The organism is Rosistilla ulvae (assembly GCF_007741475.1).
GTDB lineage: Bacteria > Planctomycetota > Planctomycetia > Pirellulales > Pirellulaceae > Rosistilla > Rosistilla ulvae.
The window spans coordinates 5,470,717-5,486,908 of record NZ_CP036261.1 but is presented as its reverse complement, the minus strand read 5'-3'; the positions used below and the strand labels follow the sequence as shown (position 1 = coordinate 5,486,908).

Annotated in this window: 15 protein-coding genes; 14 read left to right on the top strand and 1 reads right to left on the bottom strand. The window is 57.4% G+C overall.

Annotated elements, in window-relative coordinates:
• Nucleotides 1-285: 285 nt before the first annotated feature.
• The 3 genes from EC9_RS19405 (at nt 286) to EC9_RS19395 (ending at nt 3,304) form a co-directional block, all read left to right on the top strand.
• Entirely contained in the window at nt 286-1,293 is a 1,008-nt protein-coding gene (locus EC9_RS19405) for an NAD-dependent epimerase/dehydratase family protein (RefSeq protein WP_218934271.1), read from the top strand.
• Nucleotides 1,294-1,439: 146 nt separating this feature from the next.
• Nucleotides 1,440-2,567, top strand: coding sequence for an ABC transporter permease (locus EC9_RS19400; RefSeq protein WP_145347798.1), 1,128 nt, complete (start codon nt 1,440-1,442; stop codon nt 2,565-2,567).
• Between the two features lie 38 nt (nt 2,568-2,605).
• Complete coding sequence (locus EC9_RS19395; RefSeq protein ID WP_145122630.1) at nt 2,606-3,304, top strand: ABC transporter ATP-binding protein; 699 nt, start codon at nt 2,606-2,608, stop codon at nt 3,302-3,304.
• A gap of 226 nt (nt 3,305-3,530) precedes the next feature.
• Here EC9_RS19395 and EC9_RS19390 read toward each other — a convergent pair whose 3' ends face one another.
• Entirely contained in the window at nt 3,531-4,787 is a 1,257-nt protein-coding gene (locus tag EC9_RS19390) for a DUF4912 domain-containing protein (protein WP_315852295.1), read from the bottom strand.
• Between the two features lie 440 nt (nt 4,788-5,227).
• Between EC9_RS19390 and EC9_RS27375 the strand changes: the two genes are divergently transcribed.
• The 11 genes from EC9_RS27375 (at nt 5,228) to EC9_RS19335 (ending at nt 16,134) form a co-directional block, all read left to right on the top strand.
• Entirely contained in the window at nt 5,228-5,452 is a 225-nt protein-coding gene (locus tag EC9_RS27375) for an AtpZ/AtpI family protein (RefSeq protein WP_391556707.1), read from the top strand.
• Nucleotides 5,453-5,515: 63 nt separating this feature from the next.
• Nucleotides 5,516-5,938, top strand: coding sequence for a hypothetical protein (locus EC9_RS19380; RefSeq protein ID WP_145347797.1), 423 nt, complete (start codon nt 5,516-5,518; stop codon nt 5,936-5,938).
• Complete coding sequence (atpB, locus tag EC9_RS19375) at nt 5,932-6,954, top strand: F0F1 ATP synthase subunit A (RefSeq protein ID WP_145122627.1); 1,023 nt, start codon at nt 5,932-5,934, stop codon at nt 6,952-6,954. Before EC9_RS19380 ends, atpB begins: the two co-directional genes overlap by 7 nt.
• A 66-nt stretch (nt 6,955-7,020) precedes the next feature.
• A complete protein-coding gene (gene atpE / locus EC9_RS19370) occupies nt 7,021-7,266 on the top strand; it encodes an ATP synthase F0 subunit C (protein WP_145122626.1) in 246 nt (81 codons plus the stop codon).
• Between the two features lie 82 nt (nt 7,267-7,348).
• Entirely contained in the window at nt 7,349-8,005 is a 657-nt protein-coding gene (gene atpF / locus EC9_RS19365; protein ID WP_145347796.1) for a F0F1 ATP synthase subunit B, read from the top strand.
• A 141-nt stretch (nt 8,006-8,146) separates the two neighbouring features.
• Nucleotides 8,147-8,773 carry a F0F1 ATP synthase subunit delta gene (locus EC9_RS19360; protein ID WP_145122624.1) on the top strand — a complete coding sequence of 209 codons (627 nt, stop codon included), beginning with the start codon at nt 8,147-8,149 and terminating at the stop codon, nt 8,771-8,773.
• Nucleotides 8,774-8,879: 106 nt separating this feature from the next.
• Nucleotides 8,880-10,394, top strand: a complete 1,515-nt coding sequence (gene atpA, locus EC9_RS19355) for a F0F1 ATP synthase subunit alpha (protein ID WP_145347795.1) — start codon at nt 8,880-8,882, stop codon at nt 10,392-10,394.
• Between the two features lie 127 nt (nt 10,395-10,521).
• Nucleotides 10,522-11,400 (top strand): ATP synthase F1 subunit gamma, encoded by an 879-nt coding sequence (gene atpG, locus EC9_RS19350; RefSeq protein ID WP_145347794.1) that lies wholly within the window; start codon nt 10,522-10,524, stop codon nt 11,398-11,400.
• 53 nt (nt 11,401-11,453) lie between these two features.
• Entirely contained in the window at nt 11,454-12,908 is a 1,455-nt protein-coding gene (atpD, locus tag EC9_RS19345; protein ID WP_145122621.1) for a F0F1 ATP synthase subunit beta, read from the top strand.
• Nucleotides 12,909-12,935: 27 nt separating this feature from the next.
• Nucleotides 12,936-13,328 (top strand): ATP synthase F1 subunit epsilon, encoded by a 393-nt coding sequence (gene atpC / locus EC9_RS19340; RefSeq protein WP_145347793.1) that lies wholly within the window; start codon nt 12,936-12,938, stop codon nt 13,326-13,328.
• A gap of 118 nt (nt 13,329-13,446) precedes the next feature.
• The gene (locus EC9_RS19335; protein WP_145347792.1) at nt 13,447-16,134 is read left to right on the top strand and encodes a hypothetical protein; all 2,688 of its coding nucleotides are present in this window, start codon (nt 13,447-13,449) and stop codon (nt 16,132-16,134) included.
• Nucleotides 16,135-16,192 lie beyond the last annotated feature (58 nt).

Below are 16,192 nucleotides of genomic sequence, written 5' to 3'. Positions count from 1 at the left end.
TGGAAATCGAAGCCGATCAGACTTGCTCATCTGGTGAGGATAGCGAAGCCGTTGCGGCTGGGCAATTCGCTCCCCACGCTCGGATGGTGGTTATAGGGGCTAGGGGCTGGGGGAGGTCCGGTGAAGCATGACCGCTAATTCCCGTAGTGACGTCGATTTTTCCTACCAAAAAGGTGGAAAAGGGACGCGGGTTGCGGCGTAACCACAAATCCGATGCCATCGTTGGTTGCCGCTGAAGTTCTTCGGTTTATGGTTGATATTGTTAAAGTGCTAGGAGGGGGGACGATGACCCTTGCTTTGGTTACGGGAGCCGGTGGTTTTGTGGGACGCAATCTTGTTGCGGCCCTGCGAGCCACGGGACGCGAGGTGGTTGCGATGGTCCATTCGCCGCGCAGCCAAAGCGATCTGCAGGATGCGGACGTCCAGGTATTGGTCTCCGATATATTGGATACCGACAGCTACGCCGCGGTTGCGCAGCGGGCCGACGAGGTCTATCACTTGGCTTCGGTGGTGGCACCACGGGACGCGTCGCGAGCCTACCGGGTGAACGTAGGCGGCACGCGAAAACTCGCCGAGTCGATTGCCGCGGCGGAATCGCCGGGGCGGCTAATCTATGTCTCGTCGCTGTCGGCGTCGGGGCCGTGTCAAAACGATCAACCGCGACGCGAGACCGATGCGGACGATCCGGTTTCGATCTACGGCAAGAGCAAGTTGGCGGCGGAAGCGGAGTTGTTGAAGTTGGCCGATCGGTTGCCGATCTCCATCGTTCGCCCGCCAGGAATCTTCGGTCCCTGGGATCGGAACCTACTGGCGATGTACGAATCGATTCGTTGGGGGATCAACGCGATTGGGATCTCCCGCGACTATCGGTATTCGTTCGTGCATGTCGACGATCTTGTCGAGGGATTGGTGCGAGTTAGCGAACAGGGAAAGCGGGTGAGATCCGCAGAGGATCGCGATCGCGACGGGTTCTATTTCATCTCGGATCCCGATCCGGTTTCGTTCGAGAATTTAGGCAATCTGATTGCGGATTCGTTGGAGCGGCGCAAACCTTTTCATTTTACGGTGCCTAGCACGATCTGTTCGGGTGTGGCATTCTGTTCCGATGTGGCAAGCCGCGTGACGGGCAAACGGGTCTATTTGAACATCGACAAGATGCGAGAAGCACGGGCCGGTTCCTGGTTTTGTGATGTCAGCCGAGCTGAGAACGAACTCGACTTTCGCGTCGCGTTCGATCTGTCGCAACGGATCGCTCAGACTCGCCAGTGGTATGCCGAACAGGGGTGGCTGTAGCGAGCTCTTCGGCTTGCCGTTGGTAACCATCTGTTCGGTTGTTGCTGGTCGGCGCTGCTTGTCGTAGAACAAGTGCGACGCGTTCGGCAGGCGGATGCGGTACGGCAGGGGTTCAGGATGGATTACACGACGCTCTGGAGATTCGGATGCGATTTGGTTCTTTGATCTTCAGGAATGTCTTGCGGCGGAAATTGCGTAGCAGTCTGACGATCTTTGCGGTCGCCATCGCCGTCGGTTCGGTCGTCTCGTTGGTTGGTATCGCCAACGGATTCAAAGAGACGTTCATGGAGTTTTATCAGGGCGTCGATATCGATATGGTCGTCGTCCGCAGCGGCAGCCAACGACGCTTAACAAGCACCTTGGATGAATCGCTTTCACAGCGGATCGCCGCCTTGCAAGGCGTCAAAGAAGCTGTCGGCGGACTGGCCGACGTCGTCTCGTTCCCCGATGTGAATCTTTACGTCGTCCCTGTCTCGGGGCTGCCGACCGATACAACGGTCTTCGATCATTTCCACGTGCTCGATGGCCAGCGGATCGAAAACGGCGAAAAGCCGCAGGTCATGTTAGGGACCACGCTGGCAGATACGCTTGAGAAAAAGGTCGGCGAGTCGCTCGAGGTGGTCGAGGAGGAACCGTTTGAGATTGTTGCGATCTTTGAATCGGACAACGTCCTGGAGAACGGTTCGATGATCATTTCGCTGCCTCAATTGCAGCGAATTATGGGGCGCGAGGGCCAGATCTCTGGGGTCAGCATCGTGCTGGAGGATGGCGTGACCGATCAGCAGAAGGAATCGATCACCGAAGCGATTCACAAGATGGATACGGGGCTCAGTGTTCGCACGACGCGCGATCATGTCGAGAGTCTCTCGGAGATCCAAGTCGCTGTGGCGATGGCCTGGCTGACGTCGACCGTGGCGATCTTGATCGGATCGCTGGGGACGCTGAACACGATGTTCATGTCAATCCAAGAAAGGACGCCCGAGATCGGGATCTTAAAAGCTATCGGTTGGGAACGGCACCGAATCATTTCGATGATCCTAGGCGAATCGATCCTGTTGAGTTTGATGGGCGGTGTGGTCGGCACGATCGCAGCGACGCTGTTGGTCAAACTGCTGACTCAAATGCCAGCGGTCAACGGTTTGATCCAAGGGAAGATCAGCCCGGCGATCCTGATGCAGGCGTTTGCCGTTGCCGCCGTCGTCGGTTTGTTGGGGGGGCTGTTGCCCGCGATCAGCGCTTCGCGTTTGGCGCCGACGGTCGCACTTCGGCAGTAACAAATCAATCCAGTAGAGACCAAGAGTGGCGGTTTAGCATGAACCAGCAAGCAGCATCCGACGGCGGGATTCTGATCCGAGCCGAAGACGTTACGAAGAACTATCCCGATGGCGACGTCCCGGCGCTGCGGGGCGTTTCGTTGGATATCCGTCGCGGCGAATATGTCGTGATCATGGGGCCCAGTGGCAGCGGCAAGAGCACGCTGTTGAACTTGTTAGGTGCGTTGGATACGCCGACGACCGGCGAGATCTACTTCGATGGCCAGCCGATCACTTCGATCCATCCGTTGCACAAATTGCGATCCGACAAGATCGGGTTTGTCTTTCAATCGTTCCATCTGATTCCGACGCTGACCGCGGTGGAAAACGTGCAGATTCCGATGTTCGTCAAAGGTTGGTCGCCCAGTCATCGGGCGTCGCTGGCGACCGAGCTGTTGGAATCCGTTGGCATGTCGCATCGGCTGAACCATTTTCCTCAGAAGCTCTCCGTTGGCGAGCGGCAGCGCGTCGCTCTGGCTCGCGCGCTGGCAAACGATCCGGTGGCGCTGTTGGGGGATGAACCGACGGGGAATCTCGATTCGAAGACGGGGAACGACGTCTTGGATCTGTTCGATCGCTTGCATCAGCAGCAGAACAAGACGCTGGTGATCATCACGCACAGTCCCGAGGTGGCCGAGCGAGCCGATCGCGTGGTTCATATCCGCGATGGATTGATAGAACGCGAAGATGCTCGCTAGGTTTTGGTGAGCTCGTGATCGCCGCGGCTGTGCAGTCGCCGGTCTCATCGCGGCAGCTGTTCTTGCCAGCGATCTGGTGGTCAGTGAAGCGATCGCCCCTCTAGCAAAAACGGTCCCGCGATTTGGCAGGACCGTTGTGCAGATGAGAGTTCGTCAGGATCGTTCTCGCGAATCGACGCGTTTGCGATGCCGCGTTCCGCTTTCGGTTAGGACACCGGAAGACGGATCAGTCTTCGCATTCGGAATCGCGCGAGATCGGTTCCATCACCTTGGTGTTGCGTTCGACGGCGACAACGGTTGTCCGTTGTTGCATTCCGTCAGGCGAACTGGCAACGACAGGGAGGACTTGCCGGCGATCGGGAAGTTCCATTCGGACGGTAAAGGTTCCGTCGGGTTGCAGGCGAACGGGTTCGCCAGCGATCGTGACCGAAGAGCCGGGAGAGGTCGATCCAAAAACAATCAGTTCGGCGTCGACTTTAAAGGGGAACCGACGCTCACGGCGGAGCGAAAGGTCAGCCCCGTTGGTCAGTCCTCCGCTGTTGGAGACGCGGATTCGGCGACGCAGCCGATCTTCGAAGAGCTCTTTGAGCTCCGAGTTCTCGCCGTCTTCTTTGCCGCCGCTGAGCGAATAGATCCGCTCGTAATCTTCGGCAATGTCTTGCCAATGCGCATCGATTGGGTCGCTAACGCCCGGTTCGGGCGGCTCGACAATGTTGCTCTTGCAGAGCGCGAAGAAGCGGTCGGTCGATTCGACCAGGTAGCCCAACAAGACTTGATAGCGGCTCGGTGGATCGAGGATATCGATGTACCAGTTGTTAACGCCGCCGTGGACAGGGATGTCGCGATCGGTTTGTTCCGAAGCGTTTGTCTTGGACGTATCGGCAACGCGAATCAAACGCAGGACGGGGATCGCCGCATGCCATTGTTCGGCGAGCGCCGCGCGGGCTCGTTCGACGCTCGAGCGCTGGACATCCCAAGTCGCTTGCAGCCAGAAGGAATCGCGGACCAAAAGGGCCACGCGATCTTTGGTGTCGGTTGCTGGTTGCCCGTTGCTGCTCTTGGCGTTGGAGCCTTTGACCAGCATGGTCGCCGAGAGGTCTTTGCGTTTCTCGAGTTCGGCGCGGTGTTTCTGGATCATGCGGCCGACGCGGGTCACGCGAGGGGCCGCGGGTGTCGGTGCCGACTTCTGCTGACGCCGCTTGCTGGTGCTAGCAGTTTTGGAAGTCGCCGACTTCTTGGCAGAGGTTTGTTTGCTAGCAACCTTGGTGTCGCTCTTCCCTTTCGCTTTGTCCCGCGCAGCCTTTTGTTGGGTGCGGCGACGGACCTTGCGCAGTTCTTCGATCAGTTGGTCTTTACGCATCCCATGCCAACCCTGAACTCCTAATTCACGAGCCATATTTGCCAGGTCTGAACGCGTCTGGGATTTCAAATCGGCGGTTGTGATCAATTTAAGAGCTCCGTGTTGGTCGCTGCAACGGTTCATCGCATTGCATCTGAATGGGCATGGACATGGCGGGCAGCACACAAGTGAATCCAACTCAAGGCGGCGCGCGGCGAACCTCGCTGCCATCGAGTGCGATCTGGAGTCACAGGGTGAAGGGGACGTTGGGGCCCGCTACCATTATTGCAAGGGAATCGAGCCTGTTCTAGGGGCTAGCTTTTTGAGATTCCGCAGAACATTGTCAATGTGGTCGTGCTTGCCATTATTGTGTCGTTTTGGCTTCGAAAGGGTGAATAGCGTGCCGAAAAAAGTCATTCCCTTTTTTCGCTCCAATTGGGCAATCTGGCGCAACCGTTAGACTCGTCCTCGCGGTAGGCTTGGTGCGGCGTTTGGTCGCTTGCTGTTGAGCGATATCATTTTCAGGCTAAACTCGCCCCACATTGATCAATAATGGATCACATCGTGCCGCTGGACACTCCGAGGTGCAAACATTGGCAGGCTCCGACGATGACAAGCCGAGCTACTTGAGATTTGCAGGAGCGGGGCTCGAATTGGCCGGTGCGATGTTCGTTCCAGCGACAATTGGTTACCTCATTGATAGCCATTTTATGTGGCAAACTCCTTGGGGTTTTTTGATAGGGGGCATTCTCGGGTTTTCCGCGGGGATGTACAACTTCATCCGATTGGCGAACAAGCTGAATCAATAGAAATGCGTTTGAAAAGATTTGGAAATCAGCCCTGTCGGCTAACGTAAGAATCACGACCCGTACATGACGTACTCATCACGCCAACCGATCGCCGCGAGGACTGGGATTCCAGTCATGGTTGGTGCTGGCATGATCGCGTTTGCCGCGTCGATGATTTTGGCTCGCTTGACCGAACAGCCGCTGGCGCTAGTCGTCGCGTGCGGATTGGTCTGCTTCACCGGCGCGATCGCCTCGCTGTTTGTCACGCTGACGATGTCGCGGGCGAGCGTTGATGGAATCGTTGCGGGGGCCATCGCCGGAATGTTGGTTCGCGTTGCGATGGCGATGGCCGGAGCGATTGTTTTTGTTTCCGCGGGGCTTGGCCAACGGCAAGTTGTCGGCGGATGGATCCTTTACTGGTACTTGACCTTCTTGGTCGTAGAGGTCGTTTGGCTGGTACGTCAGATGTCCCCGACCTCGTCGACACAGGAGGCACAATCATGCTAAATATTTCAATGCTCGCAGCGGGGCACGGCCCTGTTGATCATGTCGTCCCTCACACGCTGCACTCCGAGCCGCTGTTTACGTGGCAGGTTGGTGGGCCCGATTACGACAATCGCTGGTTGAATATCCAGAACGGCGTCTACGAGTTCTACATCACCAATCATATGGTGATGACGCTCGTCGCGGCTGTGCTGGTGATCTTGGTGTTCGCATGGGTGTCGCGACGCGTTCGCCCCGTCGGACCAGGATTGACGAAATATCAGACCCGCGGTCGCGGTGCTCAGCTGTTTGAATTGCTGTGCACGTTCATCCGCGATGAGGTCGCCCGTCCCAACCTGAAGGGACTGACCGACAAATACATCTACTATGTCTGGACGATCTTCTTCTTCATTCTGTTTGCCAACATCCTTGGGCTGATCCCGTTTGGGCCGATCCTGCGATTGTTGACCAATGATCCCGGATGGGAACATTGGGGCGGCACGGCGACCAGTAACTTGGGGTTGAACCTGGTGCTCGCGATGGCATCGTTTATCGCGATCATCGTGATCGGTATCCGCGAGCAGGGCGTCGTCCACTTTCTGGCTCACTTCAACCCCGTCGGTTGGGACTGGAAGAGTCCGATGATCGGCATGGGCTTGATGATGTTCGTGCTCGAATGGATGGGGCTGATGATCAAGTGCACCGTCCTTGCCATGCGTCTTTTCGGGACGATGATGGCAGGTCACTTGGTGATCGCCGCGTTTATTGCTTTGATCTTTGACGCCGCTGCAAACGGAGCGGTGATGGGATATGGCGTTGGCTTGGCCGTCTTGTTTGGCGGTGTGGTGCTGACGTTGCTGGAATTGTTCATCTGTGCGTTGCAGGCGTTTATCTTCACGTTCTTGACCGTCTTGTTCATCTCCGCTGGTGCGGTCGGCGAACACGACGAGGAGCACGAAGAGAATCCGCTGAGCGACGAATCGCAGATGGATGTAGATAAGATGATTCGACCTCAAGACCTTCGGCCAGTGACGGCTTAGGGCATCCATTGCATTTCGCATTACGAAACTGTTTCCACTTAACGAATTGTTAGGAGTAATCCAAAGATGTTGGACTTCATGATGTTGCTGGCACAATCGTCAGAATTGGGCAAGATGGGCGCTGGATTGGGCATGGGCCTTGTGATCCTGGGCGCTAGCCTTGGCATCGGACGCATCGGCGGCAACGCTGTCGACGCGATCGCACGTCAACCCGAAGCGGGCGGACGGATCGGTACAAACATGCTGATCGCTTGTGCTCTGATCGAAGGTGTGACCGTGATCGCGTTGATTCTTGAGTACATTCTCAATTAGTTCGGCGAACTTTTTTGTGCGTGCGATCGTGATTCCTCGCGGCGCGCGCTTGAACTAGGGTTCCCCACCAAGGTGAATGTTCATGAAGTTAATTCGCTCGAGTTGCCTGACGGCACTATGGCTAACGTTGGCGATGGCAATCGTCGCGCCCGCTGCCTGCCAGGCGGCGGACGACCATGCGGCAAAGGCTGAAGCAGCGTCGGATCACGAAACGGACGGTCACGAACAAGGACACGCGGAAACGCCGTTTTTGTTGAAAGCCGATCCGGGTGCCGCGCTCTGGAACTTGGCGATCTTTGCTGTTGTGTTTTTGGTGTTGGCGAAGTTTATCTGGCCTCCGATTCTCGAAGGTCTGCAAGCTCGCGAAGCCAAGATTCACGACGACCTGACCGACGCCGAACGCGCTCGTTCGACCGCCAATGCGATGTTGTCCGAATATCAAACGAAATTGGACGACGCGCAGACTCAGGTGCAATCGATGTTGGCCGAAGCACGTCGCGATGCGGAGCAATCCAAGCAAGGCATCATCGACGAAGCGAAAGCCGAAGCGGATCGCCAACGCGATCGTGCGGTTGCTGAAATTCAATCCGCCAAGACCGTCGCGATCGGCGAATTGGCAAGTCACTCGTCGGCGATTGCTCTGCAGTTGGCCCGCCAAGTGGTTGGACGTGAGTTGAACGAAAGCGATCATGCCGATTTGATTCGCAAGTCGCTGGACAATATGCCCAGCCAAAACTGATCGCTTGTCGATCGAGAATTAGGTTAAATTGCAGACTCAGAACAATCCGTTTTGGGTCTCACCGAAACGTCGGCCGGATTTCGTCGATCCGGCGGCGTCACTGATACAAGTCACCATAACTTTCGGGATTGATGCGAAACGATGAACGAATCTGCCAAGCATGATACGGTGCTGGACACCGGAGCTTTGCAACTTGGGCGTGTCTATGCTCAAGCGTTAATCGGCGCGGCCATGAAAGAAGGCGTGACGGATGACGCGATCGAGCAGTTGGGCCAATTGGTCGACGATGTTCTGTCGCAGCATCCGACGCTGGCCTCGGTTTTCGCCTCGCCACGGGTTAGCCAAGAAGAGAAGTCGCGGATCTTGGACAGCCTGCTTGGTGACAAGGTGCATCCCGTGTTGCTTCGCTTTTTGAAGGTGGTCGCTGGCCGCGGTCGGTTGGGCTACCTGAACGAGATCCGATATTCGGCGGATCAGCTGAAAAACGAGATGATGGGACGCGTGGTTGCGGAGGTGCGAACTGCGCTTCCGTTGACCGACGAACTGCGCCAGAGCGTCCAACAACGCTTGGCAGACAAGCTCGGCAAGGATGTTGTTTTGAAGGAAACGGTCGACCCACAGCTGATCGGCGGCTTGGTCGTTCGGATTGGCGACACCGTGATCGATTCGAGTGTCGCGGGCCAATTGGAATCGCTGTCGCAGCGGGCTCGCGATGGTCTCGCAAGTAAATTGATCGCCAATGCCGATTCGTTCGCCAACGGATCGTAACGCCGCACGATAACGTCCAAGCGACGCTCCGTCGCTGTGATTACAAATACAAAGTTAGACGCAAGCGGTTCACAAACACCGCACGGTACAACAAGGAAATATACGGATGAAATTCAACTCCGATGAGATTGCTTCGGTCTTGCAACAAGAGATCGAGCAGTACGAGAGCAAGGTTGATGTCCGCGAAGTCGGAACGGTCTTGGAAGTTGGCGACGGTATCGCTCGCGTTTACGGCCTTTCGGGCGTAATGGCTGGCGAGATGGTCGAATTTCCCAACGGTTCGATCGGGTTGGCTTTTAACTTGGAAGAAAGCAGCGTCGGTGTGATCATCTTGGGTGATTACCTGACCATCGAAGAAGGCGACGAAGTCAAGGCGTTGGGCAAGCTGTTGAGCGTCCCCGCTGGCGACGCCGTTGCCGGGCGCGTGCTCGATCCGCTGGGCAACCCGATGGACGGCAAGGGCCCCGTGCAATCGGACATTCGCCGCGACGTCGAAGTCATCGCGGCGGGTGTTTCCGAACGGCAACCGGTTCACGAGCCGCTGCAAACCGGTATCAAGGCGATCGATGCGATGACGCCGATCGGCCGCGGGCAACGCGAGCTGATCATTGGCGACCGCAAGACCGGCAAGACCGCCGTGGCGATCGACGCGATCATCAACCAAAAAGGGAACGGCGTTAAGTGTTTCTACGTCGCGATCGGACAGAAGGATAGTGCGGTTGCAACCGTCGTCGACGCGTTGGAAAAGCACGGCGCGATGGACTACACCACGATCATCGTCGCCGGTGCCAGTGCTCCCGCACCGCTGCAATATGTCGCGCCTTACGCTGGAACCGCGATGGCCGAACACTTCATGTTCAACGGCCAGCACGCGTTGATCGTCTATGACGATCTCAGCAAGCAAGCGGTCGCCTATCGCCAAATGTCGTTGCTGATGCGACGTCCGCCAGGCCGCGAAGCGTTCCCCGGAGACGTTTTCTATTGCCACAGTCGTTTGTTGGAACGATCCAGCAAGCTGAACGATGAGCTTGGTGGCGGATCGTTGACCAGCCTGCCGATCATTGAAACGCTCGAAGGCGAAGTTTCGGCTTACATTCCAACCAACGTGATTTCGATCACCGACGGCCAGATCTACCTGCAACCCGACTTGTTCTTCTCAGGTGTGCGTCCCGCGATGAACGCCGGTATTTCGGTTTCTCGCGTGGGTGGTGCCGCTCAGATCAAGGCGATGAAGAAGGTCGCCGGTGGTTTGCGTCTGCAATTGGCAGCCTTCCGTGCTCTCGAAGCGTTCGCTCAACTGGGTACCGACCTCGATGCGGCAACGCAACAAGAGTTGGATCGCGGTTACCGAATGGTCGAACTGCTGAAGCAGCCTCAGTATTCGCCGTTGGATGTATCGCTGCAGGTGATCAGCTTGTACGCCGGTACCAAGGGCTTCCTGGATGATGTCGCTGTCGACAAGGTTCAAGAGTTCGAGAAAGCGTTGTTGCAGTTCATCAATGACAAGCACAGCGGAATCGCATCGAGCATCAAGGAATCGGGCGAGATGTCGGACGACGTGACTGAAAAGCTGGAAGCAGCGATCAAAGATTTCAAGCAAGGCTGGAAGCCCGCTGCGTAAGCGGATTTCTGATCGCGGCGGCGGATCGCAAGCGGCACCGATCAGACATCCCGATGTTTACTGAATCCGATCCGTTCGGATTCAGCGTTCCGCTTAACGTTCTGAACTAAAACAACCTGAATCATCCATGGCCAACGCCAGAGCACTTGATAAACGCCGGAAATCGATTCGCAACATCCGCAAGATCACGCGGACGATGGAATTGATCGCGACGGCGCGGTTTCGCAAAGCGATGGATCGAGCCGCTGCGGCGACCGATTACACCGAACGTATTACCCAGATCGTCGCCAGCCTTGCGGCGGCCGGTTTGGAAGTTCAACACCCGTTGCTCGAAGCACGTCCCGATCCACGGGCGGCTTCCTGTTTGGTGCTGACCAGCAACCGCGGCCTGTGCGGCGGTTACAATAGCTCGATCTTCCGTCGCGCATTGCCACGGATCGAAGAGCTTCGCAAGTCGATGGATCACTTGAACATCGATGTCAGCGGCAAGCGCGGAATCGGTGCGTTTAAGTTCCGCGGGATCAAGACTAACGACACCTACCAGCAGTTCGACGACCAGCCGAAGTTTGCCGAAGTCGAACAGATCGCCAACAAATATCTGGCGGCTTACGCTGCGGGTGAGATCGATCGTTTGGACGTTGTTTACACCAAGTTCCACAGCGTCGCTAAGCAGGAAGCGGTGATTGAGACGCTGTTGCCGCTTGGTGCGATCGACCTCGACGAAGAGGAAGCGACTGGGTTGTCGGCCGATTATGAATTCCTGCCATCGGCGGAAAGCATTCTGGAAGAGGTCGTTCCGACGAGCTTCAAGATTCGATTGTTCAAATGCTTCCTGGACGCTGCTGTTAGCGAACAGGTGGCACGTATGGTGGCAATGAAAAGTGCGACCGAAAACGCCGGCGAGATCATCAAGCAACTGTCGATGACCTACAACCGTGCTCGCCAATCGCAGATTACCGGCGAGATCATGGAAATCATCGGTGGCGTCGAAGCCTTGGCCAATTAATCCAATTCATTCATCAACAATCAACCCGACGCTAAAGCGAGGGATCTATCAAAATGTCAACCGTCACTGAAAACAAGTCGGGCCGCGTTACCCAGATCATCGGATCGACGTTCGATGCGGAATTCCCGCAGGATGCTCTGCCGAAGATCTACAACGCGCTGAAGATCACGTCGGAGCACAAGGGCGTCAAAGTCAATCTGACCGGCGAAGTGCAACAGCACCTCGGCGGCGGACGCGTCCGCTGCGTCGCGTTGGGTAGCACCGACGGCATGATTCGCGGAATGGAAGTCATCGACACCGGTTCGCCGATCACCGTTCCCGTGGGCAAGGGAGCTTTGGCTCGCGTCTTTAACGTCTTGGGTGAACCCGTCGACGGTCGCGGTCCTGTCGAATCGGACGAGCGTTGGCCGATCCATCGTCAAGCTCCACAGATTTCGGAGCTGTCGACGAACACCGAATTGTTCGAGACCGGTATCAAGGTGATCGATCTGCTGACTCCGTTTGTTCGCGGTGGTAAAGCGGGTCTGTTTGGTGGTGCGGGACTGGGCAAGACCGTTATCTTGACCGAGTTGATCGCTCGTATCGCTTCGACTCACGGTGGTTATTCGGTATTCGCGGGTGTCGGCGAACGAACTCGTGAAGGAACCGACCTGTGGTTGGAAATGCAAGAGACGGAGATCGGTTCGACCGGTCGTAACGTTATCGAGCAGACCTGCATGGTCTTCGGCCAGATGAACGAACCACCAGGGGCTCGTTTGCGTGTTGCGTTGTCGGCACTGACGATGGCGGAATATTTCCGTGACACCACCGGCGTCGATACGCTGTTGTTTGTCGATAACATCTTCCGCTTCTCGCAAGCCGGTTCGGAAGTATCGGCGTTGTTGGGACGTATGCCTTCGGCTGTGGGTTACCAACCTACGCTGGCGACCGAAATGGGTGCTCTGCAAGAGCGAATTTCGTCGACCAAGAAGGGTGCGATCACATCGGTACAAGCGGTTTACGTTCCTGCGGATGATCCGACCGATCCGGCTCCTGCGACGGCGTTTGGTCAGTTGGACGCGTTCATCTATCTGGAACGCTCGATCTCGGAAAAGGGTATCTACCCTGCGATCGATCCATTGGCTTCGAACAGCCGTATTCTCGATCCTCAATACGTCGGCGAACGCCACTATGCGATCGCTCGTCGCGTGCAAACGATCCTGCAACGCTACCGCGAATTGCAAGACATCATCGCGATTTTGGGTGTCGACGAATTGAGCGAATCGGACAAGATGATCGTTCACCGCGCTCGTCGTATCGAACGCTTCCTGTCGCAACCGTTTTTGGTCGCCGAAAAGTTCATCGGCAAGCCGGGTGAAGTCACCTCGATCGGCGATACCATTCGCAGCTTCGAAGAGATCTGCGACGGCAAGTGGGATCATCTGCCAGAGCAAGCGTTCATGTACGTCGGTTCGATCGAACAGGCGGAAGAGCAAGCCAAGCAGATGGCAGAAAAGGCGAAGAAGTAGAACGGCACCTGGAAAAAGGCATAGATCGTGGCAAAGTTAAAGTGCGTTGTAGTGACGCCAGAGAAAACCGAGATCGATCGCGAAGTCGACAGTCTGGTGCTGCCATTGTACGACGGTGCGATGGGCGTGCTTCCCGGACGCGCTCCGTTGATCGGACGCCTCGGGTTTGGACAGCTTGAACTGACCGATAGTTCGTCGACCGAGACCTATTTCGTCGACGGCGGGTTTGCTCAAGTCGAGAACAACGTCGTCTCGATCCTCACCGGTCGAGCGATGCCGGTCAGCGACATCGTCTACGCCGATGCGGAGAAAGAGTTGGCAGCCGCGTTGCAGTTGCCTGCGAATACCGAAGAGCAGCGTCAGGTCCGCGATGCGTCGGCGTTGCGAGCACGCGGTCAGATGCGTATCTCGCGCAAGTAAATCGCTTGGTTAGAGCCCGTCGCTTCTTTGCGACGGGCCACGTGCCTGGTATGCAATCGAGGCGGAAGCGGGCGGCTGTGGCTGAACCGCCGACGCCGCATCCGGCAACAGGGTCCATGTGAAAGCGTTTTTAATCCCGCTTGGCTTGTTGACCTTATCGTTGGGGGCGATTCTCTACCCAGCTCTCTCGGGTGATCGACGGCTCGCGTTTCGCGACGTCTCCCATTTCTACCAACCGCTCTATCGAGCGATCGATGCGCGGATCTCTGCCGGCGATCTACCGCTCTGGAACCCCTTGGATCAGTTTGGCCTGCCGGTTGCCGGTGAGACGACGACGGCGCTCTTCTATCCCGGCCGATTGGTCTTCCATCTCGGCCTCGACGCTCCGCAATCGCTGGCGGTCTACATCTACCTGCATCTGATCCTGGCGGGGCTCAGCGTTTTTTGGATCGCTCGCCGGTATCACGGTTCGGTTGCTGCCAGCGCTCTCGCCGGGGTTGTCTACGCCGCCGGCGGTCCCGTGTTGTTCCTTTACACAAATCCGCCATTTCTCGTCGGTGCGGCGTGGCTACCGCTGGCGGCCGGCTTCTTGGTCGAAGCGGTCCATCGCTGGAACCGTGTCAGCTTCGCCATCGGTTCGATGGCTCTGGCGATGATGTTGTTGGGAGGCGATGTTCAATCAGCCGCTCAAGTGATCGTCTTTCTCCTCGGCTACGTCTTGCTGCGCGCGATCCGTCGGATGCGAGTCGCCCGTCGTCAGACGCGGCTCGCTGGAGACGCAAGGCTTGGCACCAAGATGCTGCTCGGCGGGACGGTCCTCCGATTGATGACGATCGGACTGGCGATCGGCTTGGCCAGCGGCGCGGCTTCGCTGCAGATCATCCCTTCGTGGCAGTGGTCCCAGCAGAGCGTGCGGCGTCACAGTCCTTCATCGGGCGTGGCGCAGTTGACCGCGGCAGAGCCTTATGTCGCCGCGCCGTCTGCTTGGTGGCAAGCCCCGGCGGCCGGAACCCATCAAGCCAACGTCTACGATTTCAGCGTGGGGCCGTGGCAGTGGATCGGGGCTCTGTTGCCGGGCGTGTGTGGAGAGATGTTTCCCGAGAACACGCGGATCACGCGACTGTTGCCCAGCGAAGGAAAGACCTGGACGCCGTCGCTGTTCCTGGGCGTGCTGCCGGCGATCTGTCTGTTGATCCGGCTACCGATTTATCTGCGTCGTTTGGTCAACCGACAAGCGCAGCGAGGGCGTGGAAATCCGCTGCGGATTTGGGACGGAATGATCCTGGCCGGACTGGTCTTCAGTTTGGGAGGCTTTGGGCTCGTTTGGGCGGTTCGCGAACTAGCCTATCTGTTCGGCGGCGCGATGATCTTGAACGACTGCAACGCTGCGGTGGGCGGTCCGTATTGGTTCCTTGTGAGTTTCGTTCCGGGATATGCCAACTTTCGTTTTCCCGCCAAGTGGCTGGTCTTTTTCAGCCTTGGGCTCGCGCTGCTGACAGCGCACATGGTCGATCGGTTGGCTCGCGGATCGCGCGACCGATGGAGCGGTGCATCGGTATCGCTGATTGGAATTTCCGTGCTGGCACTTTTGATCAGCCTGCTGCCAATCGGCAGTTTTGGGATCGATCTCAGCCCCGCCGCCGACAGCTTCTTCGGGCCCTTAAACCTTTCGTTGTGGCAGCTGCAAGCGTTTTGGGCTGCGGTGCATGCAGCCCTCTTTGCCACGATCGTGTTGGTTCTTTGCCGACGCTGCCCGCCAAGTTCTCGGGTGTTGCCGATCGCTTTGCTAGCGCTGACCTTAATCGAATTGACGCTTCACGGTCGTGGCTTGATCGGAACCGCATCAGCCCCGTCGGATTCAAAGCTCGCCGAGATGCAGCGGACGACGGCACCGCTGCGACGCGTGATTTCGCTGGCTGCCGCGCCGCGTTGGCCCGAACGTTGGGGGGCGACGAGTCCGTCGGCGACTCCCGATCCGCGGAACCTACGACTCGAACAAGTTGAACATGGGCAGCAGTTATCGCTCTTCATGCGCTGGCATTTGGATGCGGGGATCGCGAAGCTCAATTCGCCGACGTCGATCAGTCATTGGCGCGGGCCGATCTTCTGGGACGCGGTCCGGCCGGTCTTGGCCGACAGCCCGCCGGATCAGACCACCGACCGCCTGAGGCGTCTGTGTCAATTGTTAGGAGCCGATGCGACGCTTCAGCCGCGCGTCGCCCAGCCCGAACGAGGACCGACGGCCAGCACCGAAGCTCCGTTGCAGATCCGTTTGGACGCCCGGGTCCGCAACCCCGACGCAGCCCCGATCGAATTGGTCGACGACTGGCGCGTCGTTGCTCCATCGGAGATCGTCGCGGTTTTGCCCGAGCACGTTCGTGACTATCTGACCGACGCGACGCAAGCGAGTCTTCTGGAATCGGAAAGCGAATCGCTTCGCACTGATTTGGAGCCAATCCCTACGGTTTCCGAGCTGGAAATCGAAGAACATCAACCCGAACGAACGCTCTCCCACGTCGAGGTTTCTCATCCGACGCTCGTCAAGTTTTTTCAGATCCAAGACGGTAACTGGACTGCCCGCTACCGCGCGACCGGCGGCTCCGTATGGCATCAAGCGACCAGCCATCCCGTCGACTTTGTCAGCCAAGGATTTGAGGTCCCCGCAGGCAACTGGCAAGTCGAATTCCGCTACCGCCCAACCTGGCTAGTCCCCGCGTCGGCGATTTCGCTGTTTGGTTGGGGATTTGCGTTGTGGCTGCTCGCCGCTGGTTTTGGGTGTTGGAGATGTGCTCGGTTGGGTGCCTGACATCGCAGTTCGGCTTGTGTCGGCCTCCGGCCTTTTAGTTTCCGTCTCGAATTCGGTT

Coding starts and splice junctions, on each gene's coding strand:
- atpG (WP_145347794.1), top strand. CDS start 10,522: ATGGCCAACGCCAGAGCACTTGATAAACGCCGGAAATCGATTCGCAAC.
- atpF (WP_145347796.1), top strand. CDS start 7,349: ATGAAGTTAATTCGCTCGAGTTGCCTGACGGCACTATGGCTAACGTTG.
- EC9_RS19400 (WP_145347798.1), top strand. CDS start 1,440: ATGCGATTTGGTTCTTTGATCTTCAGGAATGTCTTGCGGCGGAAATTG.
- EC9_RS19395 (WP_145122630.1), top strand. CDS start 2,606: ATGAACCAGCAAGCAGCATCCGACGGCGGGATTCTGATCCGAGCCGAA.
- atpD (WP_145122621.1), top strand. CDS start 11,454: ATGTCAACCGTCACTGAAAACAAGTCGGGCCGCGTTACCCAGATCATC.
- atpE (WP_145122626.1), top strand. CDS start 7,021: ATGTTGGACTTCATGATGTTGCTGGCACAATCGTCAGAATTGGGCAAG.
- atpA (WP_145347795.1), top strand. CDS start 8,880: ATGAAATTCAACTCCGATGAGATTGCTTCGGTCTTGCAACAAGAGATC.
- EC9_RS19390 (WP_315852295.1), bottom strand. CDS start 4,787: ATGAACCGTTGCAGCGACCAACACGGAGCTCTTAAATTGATCACAACC.
- EC9_RS19380 (WP_145347797.1), top strand. CDS start 5,516: ATGACGTACTCATCACGCCAACCGATCGCCGCGAGGACTGGGATTCCA.
- atpB (WP_145122627.1), top strand. CDS start 5,932: ATGCTAAATATTTCAATGCTCGCAGCGGGGCACGGCCCTGTTGATCAT.
- EC9_RS19360 (WP_145122624.1), top strand. CDS start 8,147: ATGAACGAATCTGCCAAGCATGATACGGTGCTGGACACCGGAGCTTTG.
- EC9_RS19405 (WP_218934271.1), top strand. CDS start 286: ATGACCCTTGCTTTGGTTACGGGAGCCGGTGGTTTTGTGGGACGCAAT.